General features: G+C 72.7%; 14 protein-coding genes. 8 read left to right on the plus strand and 6 right to left on the minus strand.

The features are described from left to right. The 3 genes from A6Q79_RS06580 to A6Q79_RS06590 form a co-directional block, all read left to right on the plus strand. Positions 1 to 514: zinc-binding dehydrogenase (locus A6Q79_RS06580; RefSeq protein WP_317697221.1), on the plus strand; the 514-nt coding region annotated here is incomplete at its 5' end. Between the two features lie 51 nt (positions 515 to 565). Further along, positions 566 to 1117, plus strand: coding sequence for a bacterial proteasome activator family protein (locus A6Q79_RS06585; RefSeq protein WP_067860713.1), 552 nt, complete (start codon positions 566 to 568; stop codon positions 1115 to 1117). Positions 1118 to 1152: 35 nt separating this feature from the next. After that, positions 1153 to 1707, plus strand: a complete 555-nt coding sequence (locus tag A6Q79_RS06590) for an HTH domain-containing protein (RefSeq protein ID WP_067860715.1) — start codon at positions 1153 to 1155, stop codon at positions 1705 to 1707. Positions 1708 to 1713: 6 nt separating this feature from the next. Here the strand turns inward: A6Q79_RS06590 and A6Q79_RS06595 are convergent, their stop codons facing one another. Together A6Q79_RS06595 and serS are read right to left on the minus strand one after the other, a co-directional pair. Beyond that, positions 1714 to 2499 carry an HAD family hydrolase gene (locus tag A6Q79_RS06595; RefSeq protein ID WP_083516508.1) on the minus strand — a complete coding sequence of 262 codons (786 nt, stop codon included), beginning with the start codon at positions 2497 to 2499 and terminating at the stop codon, positions 1714 to 1716. Beyond that, positions 2496 to 3764 carry a serine--tRNA ligase gene (serS, locus tag A6Q79_RS06600; protein WP_253021366.1) on the minus strand — a complete coding sequence of 423 codons (1269 nt, stop codon included), beginning with the start codon at positions 3762 to 3764 and terminating at the stop codon, positions 2496 to 2498. Before serS ends, A6Q79_RS06595 begins: the two co-directional genes overlap by 4 nt. A 209-nt stretch (positions 3765 to 3973) precedes the next feature. Here serS and A6Q79_RS06605 point away from each other — a divergent pair, with 209 nt between their 5' ends. Then, complete coding sequence (locus A6Q79_RS06605; protein ID WP_286689244.1) at positions 3974 to 4963, plus strand: hypothetical protein; 990 nt, start codon at positions 3974 to 3976, stop codon at positions 4961 to 4963. Positions 4964 to 5044: 81 nt separating this feature from the next. On the opposite strand, the gene A6Q79_RS06610 is transcribed toward A6Q79_RS06605, so the two are convergent. The 3 genes from A6Q79_RS06610 to A6Q79_RS06620 form a co-directional block, all read right to left on the minus strand. Next, complete coding sequence (locus tag A6Q79_RS06610; RefSeq protein WP_286689243.1) at positions 5045 to 5737, minus strand: hypothetical protein; 693 nt, start codon at positions 5735 to 5737, stop codon at positions 5045 to 5047. 152 nt (positions 5738 to 5889) lie between these two features. Further along, complete coding sequence (locus tag A6Q79_RS06615; protein WP_286689242.1) at positions 5890 to 6825, minus strand: DUF808 domain-containing protein; 936 nt, start codon at positions 6823 to 6825, stop codon at positions 5890 to 5892. Between the two features lie 27 nt (positions 6826 to 6852). After that, complete coding sequence (locus tag A6Q79_RS06620) at positions 6853 to 8322, minus strand: CCA tRNA nucleotidyltransferase (RefSeq protein WP_286689260.1); 1470 nt, start codon at positions 8320 to 8322, stop codon at positions 6853 to 6855. Positions 8323 to 8474: 152 nt separating this feature from the next. On the opposite strand from A6Q79_RS06620, the gene A6Q79_RS06625 reads away from it, so the two are divergent. Further along, the gene (locus A6Q79_RS06625) at positions 8475 to 10565 is read left to right on the plus strand and encodes a DUF6049 family protein (RefSeq protein ID WP_236749895.1); all 2091 of its coding nucleotides are present in this window, start codon (positions 8475 to 8477) and stop codon (positions 10563 to 10565) included. Beyond that, entirely contained in the window at positions 10558 to 12195 is a 1638-nt protein-coding gene (gene murJ, locus A6Q79_RS06630; protein ID WP_286689241.1) for a murein biosynthesis integral membrane protein MurJ, read from the plus strand. The genes A6Q79_RS06625 and murJ overlap by 8 nt, the downstream gene beginning before the upstream one ends. Before the next feature lie 28 nt (positions 12196 to 12223). On the opposite strand, the gene A6Q79_RS06635 is transcribed toward murJ, so the two are convergent. Next, positions 12224 to 13144, minus strand: coding sequence for a siderophore-interacting protein (locus A6Q79_RS06635; RefSeq protein WP_067860731.1), 921 nt, complete (start codon positions 13142 to 13144; stop codon positions 12224 to 12226). A gap of 99 nt (positions 13145 to 13243) precedes the next feature. Here A6Q79_RS06635 and A6Q79_RS06640 point away from each other — a divergent pair, with 99 nt between their 5' ends. Together A6Q79_RS06640 and A6Q79_RS06645 are read left to right on the plus strand one after the other, a co-directional pair. Next, the gene (locus A6Q79_RS06640) at positions 13244 to 14392 is read left to right on the plus strand and encodes a peptidoglycan bridge formation glycyltransferase FemA/FemB family protein (protein WP_067860733.1); all 1149 of its coding nucleotides are present in this window, start codon (positions 13244 to 13246) and stop codon (positions 14390 to 14392) included. After that, entirely contained in the window at positions 14389 to 15435 is a 1047-nt protein-coding gene (locus tag A6Q79_RS06645) for an alanine racemase (protein ID WP_286689240.1), read from the plus strand. Before A6Q79_RS06640 ends, A6Q79_RS06645 begins: the two co-directional genes overlap by 4 nt. Positions 15436 to 15519 lie beyond the last annotated feature (84 nt).

Here is a 15519-nt window from a genome sequence, read left to right on the forward strand (position 1 = left end):
CACGATGGCGATCCAGCTGGCGAAGGCGTTCGGCGCGCGGGTCGTGGTCACCGTCGGCAGCGAGGAGAAGGCGGCCTTCTGCCGCGACCTCGGCGCCGACCTGGTCGTCAACTACCGCGAGACCGACTTCGTCGACGCACTCGACGAGGCGGGGCTCAAGGCCGACGTCATCCTCGACATCATCGGCGCGAAGTACCTCGACCAGAACGTCCGCGCCCTGAACACGGCCGGCCGGCTGGTCGTCATCGGCCTGCAGGGCGGCGTCAAGGGCGAGCTGAACCTCAACCGGCTCCTCATGAAGCGTGCAGCGGTCATGGCGACGTCGCTGCGGGCACGGCCGACGCAGGAGAAGGCGGCGATCGTGTCGGCGATGGTCGCGCAGGTGTGGCCCCTGGTGGCCGAGGGCACCGTGCGCCCGATCATCCACGCACGCCTGCCGTTGGAGCAGGTGCGCGACGCCCACCAGCTGCTCGAGGACTCCTCGCACACCGGCAAGGTGCTGCTGACGCTCTGAGCGACGCGCGGCCGAGGGGTGCGTGTCGGCGTGCTCTCCTAGGGTGGAGACATGACTGATGCTCCCCGTGAGTCCGCGATCCCGCCCCAGGTGATCGGCCCCGACGGTTCCCCCGTGCACGGCTCGGCGGCGCCCGGAGGCGACGTCGAGCCGCAGCAGCGTGGCACCGCGCTGGGCGACCTGGTGGAGCAGCCGGCGAAGGTCATGCGCATCGGCGGCATGATCCGCCAGCTGCTCGAGGAGGTGAAGGCCGCCCCGCTCGACGACGCCAGCCGCGTCCGTCTGCGCGAGATCCACCGCCAGTCGGTGAAGGAGCTCGAGGACGGGCTCGCGCCGGAGCTGGTGGCCGAGCTGCAGCGGCTCAGCCTGCCGTTCGAGGACGAGGCGCCCTCCGACGCGGAGCTGCGGATCGCCCAGGCACAGCTGGTCGGCTGGCTCGAGGGGCTGTTCCACGGCATCCAGGCCGCGCTCTACGCGCAGCAGGTGCAGGCCCAGGCGCAGTTCCAGAACATGAGGCTGGCACTTCCGCAGTCAAACGGCACCGAAGGTGACCAAAGTACCGATTCGTCGCAATCGGCTCCCACGGGAGGCATGTACCTCTAGGGTGTCGCCAAAGGATGCGAACGGGAGAGGGACCCATGACCATCGTGACCGACATCGACGCGCCTCCGTGCACCCGGGAGCCCGTCTTCCGTGACGAGCGCCTGTACCTCGGCGCGCACGAGCTCGACGCGGCCAGCCGCGCCGGGATGGGCGAGGTGCTGGCGCAGGCGCACCGCCGCTGCGCCGGCTGCCCCATGCTCGTCGACTGCCTCTACCGCGCGGTCGTCGAGGTCGACGTGTCCGGCTTCGTCGCCTGCACCACCGAGGCCGACCGCGCCGCCATCCGCGACAGCCTCGGCATCGTCGTCGACGCCACACCCACCGGCTCGTACGGCCCCGCCCGCAGCGGCGCCGGCCCCGTGAGCCACGAGGCGGTGCTCACGGCGCGCACCACGCACCCGAAGGACACCTGCCAGCAGCTCGCCGAGCGGCTGGGCTGCTCGACGTCGACCATCAAGCGTCACCTGCGCCGGGCCCGCGCCGAGGCCGCCCAGGCCGACGTGCAGGTCGCGCCCAGCCCCCGCCGGGTGCCGACGGTCGACGACGTCCTCGACGCGTTCGACACGCTCGACGCCGCGCGCCTCGCCTGAGACGACCTACAGCCAGCGGCGCAGCTCGGTGGCCAGCCCGTCCTCGAGCACCGTGCCGGTGACGTCGTCGGCGACGGCCTTCAGCTCGTCCGAGCCCTGGCCCATCGCGACGCCGCGTCCGGCCCAGCGCAGCATCTCGTAGTCGTTCATGCCGTCACCGACGGCGAGCACGTCGGCCCGGTCGACGCCGAGCCGCTCGCAGACGACCTCGAGGCCGGACGCCTTCGAGACGCCGTCAGGGGCGATGTCGAGCCACGCCGTGTAGCCGATGTTGTAGTTCACCTCGTTGAGGCCGAGCCCGTGCACGAGCCGGCCGAACTCCTCGACGTCGTGCTCGGGGGCGCGGATGATGACGCGGGTGACCGGCTCGGCCACGAGCTCGTCGACCGTCTGGATGGTGACGGTGCCGTCGATCTCCCACTCCGGGAACGGCGCACTGATCCGGTACCCCGTGCCGACCTCCTCGACGGCGACGAGCGCGTCGGGGATGTGCTCGAGCACGCGGCGCACGGCCTCGCTGGCGTCGAAGGTGACCGTGTGCACGACCTCGACGGGCGAGTAGGTGTGCACGACGGCCCCGTTGCTGGCCACGGCAATGCCGTCGTCGAGGCGTAGGTTGCGGGCCGCGTCGAGCACGCCGGGGATGGCCCGACCGGTGGAGATGACGACGTGGACGCCGGAGTCCTTGATGGCGTGCACGGCCTCGCGCACCGTGTCGGTCATCCGGTTCTCCCAGTCGACCATCGTGCCGTCGACGTCGAGCGCGACGATCTTCGGACGCCAGCTCGTCATGCGCGCGCCCCGACCGGCTGCAGGACCTCGCCGAGGAAGGGGTGCAGCGCCGCGGGGAGACGCACCGAGCCGTCGGCCTGCTGCCCGTTCTCGAGCAGCGCGACGATGATGCGCGGCATGGCGCAGAGCGTGCCGTTGAGGGTGGCGGTCGGCTCCGTGCCGCCGTCGTCGAGCCGGTTGCGGATGTCGAGGCGCCGGGCCTGGAACTGCGTGCAGTTCGACGCGGAGCTGACCTCGCGGTACTTGCCCTGCGTGGGGATCCACGCCTCGCAGTCGAACTTGCGGACCGCCGAGAGGCCGAGGTCGCCGGCGGCGACGTCGATGACCCGGTAGGGCAGCTCGAGCAGGTCGAGCCACTGCTTCTCGAAGCCGAGGATGCGCTCGTGCTGGGCGTAGGACTCCTCGAGCGAGGTGTAGACGAACATCTCGACCTTGTCGAACCAGTGCACGCGCACGATGCCGCGCGTGTCGCGGCCGTGCGAGCCGGCCTCGCGCCGGAAGCAGGGGCTGAACGCGGCGTAGTGGCGCGGGCCGTCGAGGATCTCGTCGGAGTGGTACGCCGCGAGCGGCACCTCCGACGTGCCCACGAGGTAGAGGTCGTCCTTCTCGAGGTGGTAGACGTCGTCGGCTGCCTGGCCGAGGAACCCGGTGCCCTCCATGGCCTGCGGCTTGACGAGCGCGGGCGGGATGATGGGGGTGAAGCCCCACTCGGCGGCCTTCGACATGGCCAGCTGGGTGAGCGCGAGCTCGAGCTGCGCGCCGACACCCGTGAGGAAGTAGAAGCGCGAGCCGCTCACCTTCGCGCCGCGCTCGACGTCGATCGCGCCGAGCAGCGTGCCGAGCTCGAGGTGGTCGCGCGGCTCGAAGCCCTCCGCCGCGAAGTCGCGGGGGGTTCCGACCTCCTCGAGGACCACGAAGTCGTCCTCGCCACCGGGCGGGGCGTCGGGTGCCGGGTTGGGCAGCGCCTTGAGCAGCGTCGTGAACTCCTCGCCGGCCGCGGTCTGGTCGGCGTCGGCGGCCTTGACCTGCGCGCTGAGCTCCTTGGTGCGCGCGAGGAGCGCCTGCTTCTCCTCGCCCTGCGCCTGCGCGACCTGCTTGCCCATCGACTTCTGCTCGCTGCGCAGCGCCTCGAACGCGGCGATGGTCGAGCGACGTCGCTCGTCGGCGGCGACGAGCGCGTCAACGAGGGAGGGGTCCTCCCCGCGGCGCCGCTGCGCCTCTCGGAGGGACTCGGGGTCGTCTCGCAGGAGCCTGGCGTCGATCACCCCGTCAGCCTATCCGTGCCGGCCGCGCTCTCCCCCTCAGCGGTAGGTAGGACGCGGAACTCCGCGCTCCGGTAGGTCTCGCGCGCTCCAAGGCTGCGACACCGCGCTTCATCCACCGCCGATGACGCCGGCCCGTGCTTGCGGACCCGCCGTCCACAGCCAGCCGTCGCGGCCTGTGCCTGCCGCTCGCCGCGCGGTCGAGTGGACGCATGCCCAGACCAGCCCAGATTCCCGAGGCCCTCCTCCGCGGACCGTTCCACGTCGACGACGCGGCCGCCGTCGGCGTCACCCACGACCGACTGCGCGGCGCTGCCTACCGCCGACTCCTGCCGCGCGTGTGGGTCGTGCGCACGCACGTCATGTCCGAACCCGACTGGCACCAGGCTGCCCTCCTGTACGCACCGGACGATGCCTGCCTCACCGGAGTCACCCGGCTGCAACAGCTCGGACTCGACATCGGACCGCATCGGCCGTTGCAGCTCGTCGTGGCCCGCGACCTGCACCGCACGTCTCCGGACGTCTTCATCCATCGCACGGACGTGATGCCGGAGCATCGCGGTCGCCTCGTCTCCCCGCTGGCGGCCTGGATGGAGGCGTGTCGCACGCTCTCGTTGCTCGACGCCGTGGCGGCCGGCGACTGGCTGCGGCGTGAGCACGGAGTGGGTACCGAGCGGTTCCGGCAGTTCTGCACGAGGGACCACTGGCGCGAGGGCGTGCCGGAGGCGTGGTGGGTGTGGCCGCTGCTGGACCCGGGCTCGAGATCACCGCAGGAGTCGAGGATCCGTACCTGGATGCACGCCGCAGGCCTGCCCCGCCCCGAGTCGAACGCCGAGGTACGCGACAGGGATCGACTCGTGGCGATCGTCGACTGGTGGTGGCGCACCTGGCGTCTGGCCGCGGAGTACGAGGGCCTGCACCACCAGGTCGACCGACACCAGTACGTGGCCGACATCGACCGGTACCGACGGATCCGTTCGCTCGACGCCGCCTACGTGCAGATCACCCGCGAGCTGTACGCCATGCCCCGGACGATGATCCGTCGGATCCACGAGGCTCTGGTCGAGCGCGGCTACGACGGTCCTGCGCCCACGTTCGGCGCAGCGACCGACTCCCTCACGCTTCCCGTGGCTCGTGCCATGACCTTGGCGCCTCGGCTCTCGCCGGCCGGTCCCCGCCCTCTTCCCCCGGCCAGGCGGTAGGTGGCGCGCGGTCTGCGTCCCTCGTGGCACGCGCAACCTACCGCTGGTCCGCATTCCGCGCGCTACCTACCGCTTGGGGGGTCAGGAGATCGTCGCCGAGCCCTCGCCCTCGACGCGGTCGTCGTGGAGCAGCTCGCCCTCGGCGTCGACGGGGGTGTAGGTGACCTTGACCTCGAGCTTCGTGCCCTTCTCGTAGCGGAAGTTCTCGCCGTAGGAGAACGTCTCACCCTTCCCGAGGGTGTAGACGGAGGGCTCGACGAAGGCGCCGGGGGCGACGCCGGAGGTCTGGACGTCCTGCGCCTCGTAGAGGTCGTTGTCGGTGATGCCGTCCATGCCCTGCAGGTACGGCCAGTCGACGTAGCGCGCCGAGACGTCGACGAGCGAGGAGCCGAGGTCGACGGGGTCGCCGGTGTTGGTGACGACGTAGTTGACGAACACGATCTCGTCACCCACGGCGATGATCGGCTTGTTGTCCTTCGGGTCCACGAAGTTGCCGGTCTTCGTGGCCTTGGTGGTACCGACCTGGTAGACGTCGACGGTCACGTCTCCGGCCTTCACGGTGCCGATCTTCGTGCCGGGCGTGGTGACGGGCTTGGCCCAGGCGGGCGCACCCTCGGTCGACGTCGGCTCCTCGGTCGCCTCGGCGCTGGGCGAGGAGCTCGCGGAGGCCGAGCTGCTCGACTCGGCCTGCGGCTCATCGTCGGACCCGCAGGCAGCGAGGCCCAGCAGGGCGAGGGTGGCGACGGCGGCGGTGCACGTGCGACGGATGGTCACGATGGTCTCCCGAATGTTGGTGGATCTTCCCAGACGGGACCCTAGCGACGTCGGAAGACGCCTCGACCACCGGAGGGGGTCGGACCTGGACGATCGTGCCGTTCAGTGCCGCCTGCGACCATGCCGTTCAGTGCCGCCTGCGACCGTGCCGTTCAGTGCGGCCTGCGGCGGGGCACGAGGTGCAGCGCGGTGACCACCACCGCGCCGACCGCGAGCCCGAGCAGGGCGGAGAAGAACGTGTTCGTCAGCCACGCCAGGACGGACCCGAGGCCGCCGGCGACCGCGTCGTGCACGGCCTCCTCGACGTGGTGGACCAGGTCGTAGAGCGCGTGCCACCCGAGGTCGTCGGTGCCGACCAGCAGGATGTGCCCGCCGACCCACAGCATGGCCACGACACCCACGGCGGCCAGCGTGGCCAGCACCTTCGGCATCGCCTTCACGAGCCCCCGCCCGAGGGACTGTGCTGCCGACGACGACCGCTCGGTGAGGGCGAGACCGACGTCGTCCATCTTCACGATCAGCGCGACCACGCCGTACACCAGCGCGGTGATGCCGACGCCGACGACGGCGAGGATGACCGCCCGCGACACGAACGGCTCGTCGGTGACCTCCTTGAGCGCGATGACCATGATCTCCGCGGAGAGGATGAAGTCGGTGCGCACGGCGCTGCTCACGACGGCCTTCTCCTGGTCGGCGCCGCCGACGGAGCGCGGCTCCTCGGTCGTCGCGTGACCCGCCACCTTCTCCCAGAGCTTCTCGGCACCCTCGAAGCAGAGGTAGGCGCCGCCGAGCATGAGCAGCGGCGTGAGCAGCCACGGCACGAACTGGCTGAGCAGCAGCAGCGCGGGCAGGATGATGACGAGCTTGTTGACCAGCGAGCCCCGCGCGATGCGCCCGATGACCGACAGCTCACGCTTGGGGTCGAGGCCCTGCACGTAGCGCGGGGTGACGGCGGCGTCGTCGACGACCACGCCCGCCGCCTTGGCGCTGGCCCGGCCGGCCGCGGCACCCACGTCGTCGACCGACGCGGCCGCCAGGCGCGCGAGCGCGGCGACGTCGTCGAGGAGGGCGACCAGTCCGCCGGCCATCAGAGGGCTCCCGCTGCAGTCATGGGGTCAAGGGTAGGCCCGCCGGGTCGGCGCGTCCTGACCGATCGTCGCCCCGCCGGGGAGGGGAGGTCCGGACCGGGCCGACCACCAGGCGCGCAGCGCCTCGGCGGCGAGGTCCTCGCCCAGCGGTCCGCGGTCGAGGCGCAGGTCGAGCAGGAACCGGTACGCCTCGCCGACCTCGCGGCCCGGGCCGATGCCGAGGAGCTGCTGGATCTGGTTGCCGTCGAGGTCGGGCCGGATGGCGTCGAGCTCCTCCTGCGCGGCCAGCTGCTCGATGCGGCGCTCGAGGTCGTCGTACGTGCGCTGCAGCCGCTGGGCCTTGCGCCGGTTGCGGGTGGTGCAGTCGGCGCGGGTGAGGATGTGCAGCCGCTCCAGCTGGTCGCCGGCGTCGCGGACGTAGCGGCGCACGGCGGCGTCGGTCCACTCCCCCGAGCCGTAGCCGTGGAAGCGCAGGTGCAGCTCCACGAGCAGGCCGACCTGCGCGATCTGCTCGTTGCTGAAGCGCAGCGCCTTCATGCGCTTGCGCGTCATCTTGGCGCCCACCACGTCGTGGTGGTGGAACGTCACCGTGCCGTCGTCGAGGAAGCGACGCGTGCGCGGCTTGCCGATGTCGTGCACCAGCGCGGCGAACCGGACGACGAAGTCGGGACGCTGCTCGAGCCGGTGCTCCAGCTCGACGGCCTGCTCCAGCACGGTCAGCGAGTGCTCGTAGACGTCCTTGTGGCGGTGGTGCTCGTCGGCGGTCAGTCGCAGTGCCGGCAGCTCGGGCAGCACGTGCTCGGCGAGGCCGGTGTCGACGAGCAGCCGCAGCCCGGCCACGGGCTCGCGCCCGCACACGAGCTTGACCAGCTCGTCACGCACCCGCTCGGCCGACACGATCTCGATCCGCTCGGCCATCGCGGTCATCGCCGCCGTCGTGGCCGCGTCGGCCTCGAAGCCGAGCTGCGCGACGAACCGGGCCGCCCGCATCATGCGCAGCGGGTCGTCGCTGAAGGACTGCTCGGGCGTCACCGGCGTGCGCAGCACCCCGGCGGCGAGGTCGCCGAGTCCACCGAACTCGTCGACGAACTCCGCCGACGGCAGCCGCAGCGCGAGGGCGTTGACCGTGAAGTCGCGGCGCGACAGGTCGCCCTGCAGCGTGTCGCCGAAGGCCACCTGCGGCTTGCGCGACGTCGGGTCGTAGGCGTCGGTGCGGTACGTCGTGATCTCGATCTGGTCGTCGCCCTTGCGCAGGCCGAGCGTGCCGAACTCGCGGCCCACGTCCCACACGGCGTCCGCCCAACCCGCGACGAGACGCTCGACGTCGTCGGGTCGGGCCGACGTCGTCAGGTCGAGGTCGCTGACCCGACGTCCGAGCAGCGCGTCGCGCACCGGTCCGCCCACGAGCGCCAGCTCGTGACCCGCTGTCGCGAACAGACCGCCCAGCTCGGCGAGCACGGGGTGGTCGCGCAACACCGCGTCGGCGGCAGCGCGCACGGCGGAGGCGTCGTAGGACGAGGAGGGGGCGGACACGGGCCCCGAGTGTAGTGCGCCGCACCCGCGCGGCCCGGGGCCGTGCTGCGACGACCGCAGCACGCGCGGTCGAGGTGGCCGGACCGGTAGGGCCCGACCACTACGATGGGCGGGTGATGAACCCGGCCCGACGTGTGCGTCCGGGCCCGGGAGCTCTGGTCCGCCTGGTCGCGTGCGCCCTTGCGATGCTGCTCGGCGGCTCGTTGACGGTCGCCGTCGCCGCGCCCGCCCAGGCCGCCGTCGACCCTGACGTGGCCGTGCGGATCACCGGCGTGAGCCCCACGGAGCTGCGCGACGGCGCCACCGTCACGCTCACCGGCACGATCACCAACCGCGGCAAGGAGCGCTGGACGAAGGCGCAGGCCTACCTCGTGATCGCGCGGACGCCGTTCACCACGCGCCAGCAGGTGAGCGACGCGGTCGAGAGCCAGGCCAGCTACACCGGCGAGCGCGTCGTCGAGCTCGACTCGATCGACGAGGTCGGCACCCTCGCCCCCGGCAGCACCCGACCGTTCCGCGTGCGGGTGCCCTACGCGCAGCTGCGCGTCTCCGACGCCGAGGGCGTCTACCCGGTGGGCGTCCAGGTGCTCGCGACGGCCGAGGACGGCACGCGCGACAACGCCGCGATCGCCCGCGCCACCACCTTCCTGCCGCGCCTCGACCGCGACTCGACGCGCGTGCCGGGCGGCCTGGTGTGGCCGTTCGTGCTGCCCGACCGCCTCGGCCCGTCCGGCACGTGGATGGACGCCCCCGGTCTGGCCGAGCGCGTCGCGCCGGGCGGCCAGCTCCGCAACCTGCTCGACCAGGCCCTCTCCGCGCCCTCGGGCGGCACGTCGCTCGTGCTCGACCCCGCCCTGCTGGTGGCCGTCGACGACCTGGCCGAGGGTCGGCGCCTGCCGCGCGACGTGCGTCTCGACGACGCTCAGCGGGAGGCCGCGCGCACGTTCGTCGAAGACCTCACCGGCCTCTCGCGACGGGTCGCCACGTGGACGCTCGGCTACGCCCGGCCCGACTGGCTGGCGCTCAGCCGCTCCGACGCCCACGACCGGCTGATGGGCACCATCGAGCGGGCGACGTCGTCGGCCCTCGCGCAGTTCCAGGTGTCGGGTCGCCGCGTCACGTGGCCGACGCGAGGGGGCACGACGGCGGAGCTGATCGACCAGGTGCGCGGCAGCGGCGACCGACCCGTCATCGTCACCCGCGACGCCGTGCCCGACTGGGAGCCGCGGCTCGGCTCCGTCGTCACCCTCCGGTCCGAGAGCGGGCCGGTACCGCTCTTCGTCGACGCCGGGCTCGACGTCGGGGTGCCCGGCGGCGCGACGGTGGCGACGCTGCGCCAGCGGCTGCTCAGCGAGGCTGCGCTGGCGTCGCTCGAGCGCAGCGGCGACGCGGAGTCCAAGGCGGACGCGTTCGTGCTCGTCGACCCGCGCTGGAACCCCGGCGACACCGACGACGACGCTTTCGCGGGCGCCTTCGACCCCGACTTCGTCTCGCCGGAGGACCTCGAGGACCTCATGACGACCCGTCGTGCCGCGTACGGAGGCGACGTCGCGAGCACCGCGGAGGCGCGGCCGCTCTCGCAGGCGCAGGTGACGGCCGTCGAGCAGCTGGCGCGCGAGGGGGGCGTGCTGGCGGGCCTCGCCGTCGAGGGCGACGACCTCGCCGCCCGCACCGACCGCACCTCGGCGGGTCTGCTGTCGACCGCCTGGCGCTCGGACCGAGCCGAGGGGCTGCGCGCAGCCACGGGCGCGCTCGGTCGGGTGCGCTCGGAGCTGGGCCGGCTCGCCGTCGAGGGTCCGCCCGCCATCACGCTCTCCAGCGCCGAAGGGAGCTTCCCGCTCACGGTCAGCAACGACACCGACACCGCCGTACGGGTCGGCGTGCGCATCAGCGCGAGCAACCCCGCGCTGCGCATCCCCGACGTCGCCCCGGTGCAGGTGGAGGCCGGCGAGCGACGCACGGTCACGGTGCAGGTCGACGTCGGCGACCAGACCTCGTCGACGTTGACGGCGCAGCTGATCTCGCCCGACGGGACCGCGGTGGGCCGCGCCGACTCCTTCAACGTGCGGTCGAGCCGGGTGGGCGTGGCCCTGTGGGCGCTGATGGGCGCCGCGGGGCTGTTCGTCCTGTTCGCGCTCGGCCGACGCTTCCTGCGTGGCCGACGGGCCGCCGCCACGACCCCCGAGGAGACCCCGACCGATGGCTGAGCGCAACGTCGCCCGCGCGAGTGCCGGCATGGCGATCGGCACGGTCGTGTCGAGGGTCACGGGCTTCGGCCGCCTGCTCATGCTCGCGGCGACCATCGGCACCGCGCTGAACGCCGACCTCTTCAACAACGCCAACACGGTGCCGAACGCGCTCTACATCCTGGTGGCCGGGGGCGTGTTCAACGTCGTGCTCGTGCCCCAGCTCGTCCGGGCGATGCGCAACGACGCCGACGGTGGCGACGCGTACGCCAACCGCGTCATCACGCTCGGACTGCTGGTCCTGGGTGTCGCGGCAGTGGCCCTCACCCTCCTCGTGCCCCTGATCATGCACGTGGTGTTCGACGGGGAGCTGTTCTCCGCCCGGAACGAGGCGCAGCGCGAGTCGGCGCAGCTGCTGATGTACCTGTGCATGCCGCAGGTGTTCTTCTACGGCGCGTTCGTGCTCGTCGGGCAGGTGCTCAACGCGCGGCAGAAGTTCGGGCCGATGATGTGGGCGCCCATCGTCAACAACCTGGTGGCCATCGGCTCCCTGGCGGTGTACCTGGTGCTGTACGGCGCCTCGAGCGGCGAGGGTGGCTTCTCCACCGGCCAGGCGTTGCTGCTCGGCGGCGGCGCGACGCTCGGCATCGCCGTGCAGACGCTGGTGCTCGTGCCGTTCCTGCGGCAGGCCGGGTTCCGGTACGCACCGCGGTTCGACTTCCGCGGCGTGGGCCTCGGCCACACGCTGCGCCTCGGCGTTTGGACGCTCGGCTTCATCGCCGCCAACCAGGTCGCGTTCATCGTCATCCAGCGGCTCGGCGTGAAGGGCACGCTCGCCGGAGAGCGCGAGGGGACCGCGGCCACCGGGTCGGCCGTCTACGAGATCGGCTTCCTGGTGAGCCAGATGCCGCACGGCGTCATCACGGTCTCGCTCGCGACGGCCATCATCCCCACCCTCTCGGCCCTCGCCTCGGAGCGCCGCTACGACCGCATGGCGCTGGAGCTGCAGCGCACCCTGCGGGTCACGCTCGCCATCATCGCGCCGCTCGCCGCCGCCGTCGGGTGTCTCGGCTGGTCGGCGGCCGGCGTGCTCGGCTTCGTGCCGACCCTGCGCCCGAACGCCGACGCCATCGGCCTCGCCGTCGCCGCGTTCGCGCCGGCCATGGTCGCCTTCACCATCCACTACCTCGTGCTGCGCGGCTTCTACGCCGACGAGAACACCCGGACGCCGTTCTTCGTCCAGCTGGTCGTCGCCGCGACCAACATCGTCGCCGCGCTCGTCCTCACCCACGACGTGGAGCCGCGACACGTGGCACCGATGCTCGCACTGTCGTTCGGCATCGCCTACGCCGTCGGCGCGACCGTCTCGGCGACGTTGCTGTCACGCCGGCTCGGCGGCCTGGTCGACCGCGAGACGCGCGTCTTCGCGGTCCGGCTGCTGATCTCGCTGGCCCTGGCCGTCGGCACGATGCTCGGCTCCGTGGCCGCCCTCGACGCCGTGGGGCTCGACCGCGGCGAGCCCGTCGGTGCACTCGTGACGCTCGTCGTGGCCGGTGGTCTCGGTGCCGCGGCCTACCTGGTGGGCACGCGCCTGACCCGCATGCAGGAGCTCACGCACCTGGTCCGCTCGCTGCGCGGCCGCGGCGCCTGACGGGCCAGGACCTCAGGAGCACGGCCGGCTAGAGGCCGGCCTTCTCGTAGATCTCCTCGATGGCGTCGAGGTAGGCACCCTGGTCGGTCTCGGCCAGCTCGAGGTAGGCCTGGCGGGCCTTCTCGCCGACCTCCGCCGCGACCTCCTCGTAGCGGGCGTTCCACTTCTCGGCCTCGATCTGCCAGTAGCCGCAGGTGTAGAAGTCGGTCTGCGGCCAGTCGAGCGTGCGTCGCAGGAGCTTGCGGGCCGCGCGGCTGGCTCGCGCCTCGCCGGCCAGCCACACGTACCGACTGAGCGGCACGTCGTCGGTCGCCTCGCCGGCGGCGGGCAGACCACGCTCGGTCACGGCCGACTCGAGCGCGCCGCAGATGTCGGTCTCGCGCTCGACGACGACCCAGCGCACGTCGACGTCGGCCGGGCTCGGCAGGGCGATGCGGTCGCCGTCGTCGGTGAGGACCACGACCGCCTCGACCCGCTGGCCGGGGCGCAGGTCGCGCAGGATGCGGGCGAGCGCGGGGAGCCCGGTGACGTCGGCCACGAGGAGCTGCCAGGCGGTGTCGGCCGGCGCGGCGTACAGGCCGTGCGGCACCATCATCCCGACCTCGTCGCCCGGCACGCAGCGCCTGACCCAGTCGGCACCGACGCCGTGGTCGTGCACCGCGATGTCGATGTCGACCTCGGGCACGCCGTCGACGACCCGGTGGTCGGAGATCGTGTAGACGCGGGCGGCGGGCTCGACGGCGCCCTCGGGCACCCGCATGACCCAGTTCTCGTCGTAGGTGGGGATCGCGAGCTCGGCCCCCTCCGGGGCGATCATCAGCCGCACGTACTCGTCGGGCACGCCGGTGGAGGTGAAGTCCTCCGGCCGCAGCGTGACCGTGACGAGGTGCGCGGACAGCCGCACCTTCCGCACGACGGTGGCCCGGCAGACCGGTGGGACCTCGCTCATGGTTCTCCTCCCCGGGCGGGACGACGACGGTATGTGGCGATGCTTAGGCTAGCCTAACTGACCCTGCTCCCCGGACGTCGCGCTGGTAGTTTCGACCGGGTGAGCCCCTCCCCCGTGACCGTCCGCACGATCACCCGCGAGGAGCACCTCGACTTCGTCGCCGGCCGACCCTCCGTCTCCTTCCTGCAGACGCCCGCGTGGGCGCAGGTCAAGGCCGAGTGGGGGTCGGAGTCGGTCGGCTGGATCGACGCGTCCGGCCAGGTCGTGGGTGCCGCGCTGGTCCTCTACCGCCAGGTGCCGAAGGTCAGGCGCTACCTGGCCTACCTGCCGGAGGGGCCCGTGCTGCCGTGGGTCGACGCAGGTGCCGACCTGGGCGCCTGGCTGGAGCCGCTGGCCGCGCACCTGAAGGCGAAGAAGGCGTTCGGCATCCGGATGGGACCGCCGGTCGTGACCCGCCGCTGGCACGCCGCCACCGTGAAGGCCGCCGTGGCCGACCCCGCACTCGGCACGCTCGGCGAGGTGCCGGCCGACGTGAACGACGCGGCGGCGCTCGCCGTCGCCGACCGGCTCCAGGACCTCGGCTGGCGCCGGCTCGCCACCGAGGGCGGGTTCAGCGCGGGCCAGCCGCAGTACAACTTCTGGCTGCCCCTGGCCGACGCCGACGGCACGCCCCGCACCGAGGAGCAGGTGCTGGCCGGCATGAACCAGCTGTGGCGGCGCAACATCCGCAAGGCCGCGAAGGCGGGCGTCGACGTGACGCTCGGCGGCCGCGACGACCTGGAGGCGTTCCACCGCGTGTACGTCGAGACGGCCGAGCGCGACCACTTCACGCCGCGTCCGCTGTCGTACTTCCTGACCATGTGGGACGCGCTGACGGGCGAGGACCCCGACCGCATGCGCCTGTACCTCGCGCACCACGAGGGCGACCTCGTCGCGGCGACCACGCTCGTGCGCGTGGGCACGCACGCCTGGTACTCCTACGGCGCGTCGACGTCGGCGAAGCGCGAGGTGCGCGGGTCCAACGCCGTCCAGTGGCAGATGATGCGCGACGCGCTCGCCGCGGGCGCCACGGTCTACGACCTGCGCGGCATCACCGACACGCTCGACCCGGACGACCCGCACGTGGGCCTCATCCAGTTCAAGGTGGGCACCGGGGGCGAGGCGGTCGAGTACCTCGGCGAGTGGGACCTCCCCCTCAACCGCCCCCTGTACGCCGCCTTCACGGCATATATGAGGAGACGAGGATGACCTTCGAGCTGCACGTCGACGTCGAGCGCTGGCGCGGTCACCTGAAGTCTGCGGCGGAGCGCCTGCCGGGGCTGGTGCCCGTGATCAAGGGCAACGGCTACGGGCTGGGTCGTGACCGGCTGGCCGCGGAGAGCGCGGCGCTCGGCGCCGACACCGTCGCGGTGGGTGTCTACGCGGAGGTGCCGGAGGCGCTCGAGGCGTTCGAGGGCGACGTGATGGTCCTCGGCCCGTGGCGCCCGTTCCTCGACGGTGCTGCGGTCGAGCAGGCGCTCGCCGATCCTCGCGTGGTGCACACCGTGGGCCGGGTGGCCGACGTGGCGGCGCTGGCCGAGCGCGCACCGGGTGCGCGGGTGGTCGTCGAGGGCGAGACGTCGATGGCGCGCCACGGCTTCGACCGGCACGAGCTCGCCGCCGCGGTGGCTGCGCTCGGCGGCCTCGAGGTCGTCGGCTTCGCCGCCCACCTGCCGATGACCGGGAGCAACCTGGCCGAGGCGGAGTCGTGGGCGGCGGCGCTGGAGGCGTCACAGCTCGAGACGACGACCTTCTACGTCTCCCACCTCAGTCCGGGCGAGCTCGGTCAGCTGCGCGAGCGCCGGCCCGGGCTCACCGTGCGCCCGCGGGTCGGCACGTCGCTGTGGCTCGGCGACCTCGGCGCCCTCGACGTGCGCGCGAAGGTGCTCGACGTGCACCGGATCTCCCGCGGCGAGCGGGTCGGCTACCGGCAGCGGGCGGTCCCCCGCGACGGCTACCTGCTGGTGATCTCCGGCGGCACCAGCCACGGCGTCGGGCTCGAGGCGCCGCGCTCCAGCGCGGGCGTGGTGCAGCGGGGCAAGACCCTCGCCAAGGGCAGCCTCGAGGCCGCCGGCCTCATGCTCAGCCCGTTCACGGTCGACGGCCGGCAGCGCTGGTTCGCCGAGCCCCCGCACATGCACGCGTCGCAGGTGCTGCTGCCCGCGTCGGCCACGGCGCCGGCCGTCGGCGACGACGTGCGCTGCGCCGTGCGGTTCACGACGGCCACGTTCGACCGGGTCGTCCTGGACTGACCTCCCGCCCACGACGCGGACGCGGCGGCCACCCCTCGGGGTGGCCGCCGCGTCGTCGTCCTGCCGCTACGGGAACGTCGGCGG

Origin of the sequence: Aeromicrobium sp. REDSEA-S32_B7, assembly GCF_001626145.1 — a bacterium.
In the GTDB taxonomy this organism is placed as follows: Bacteria; Actinomycetota; Actinomycetes; order Propionibacteriales; family Nocardioidaceae; genus Aeromicrobium; species Aeromicrobium erythreum.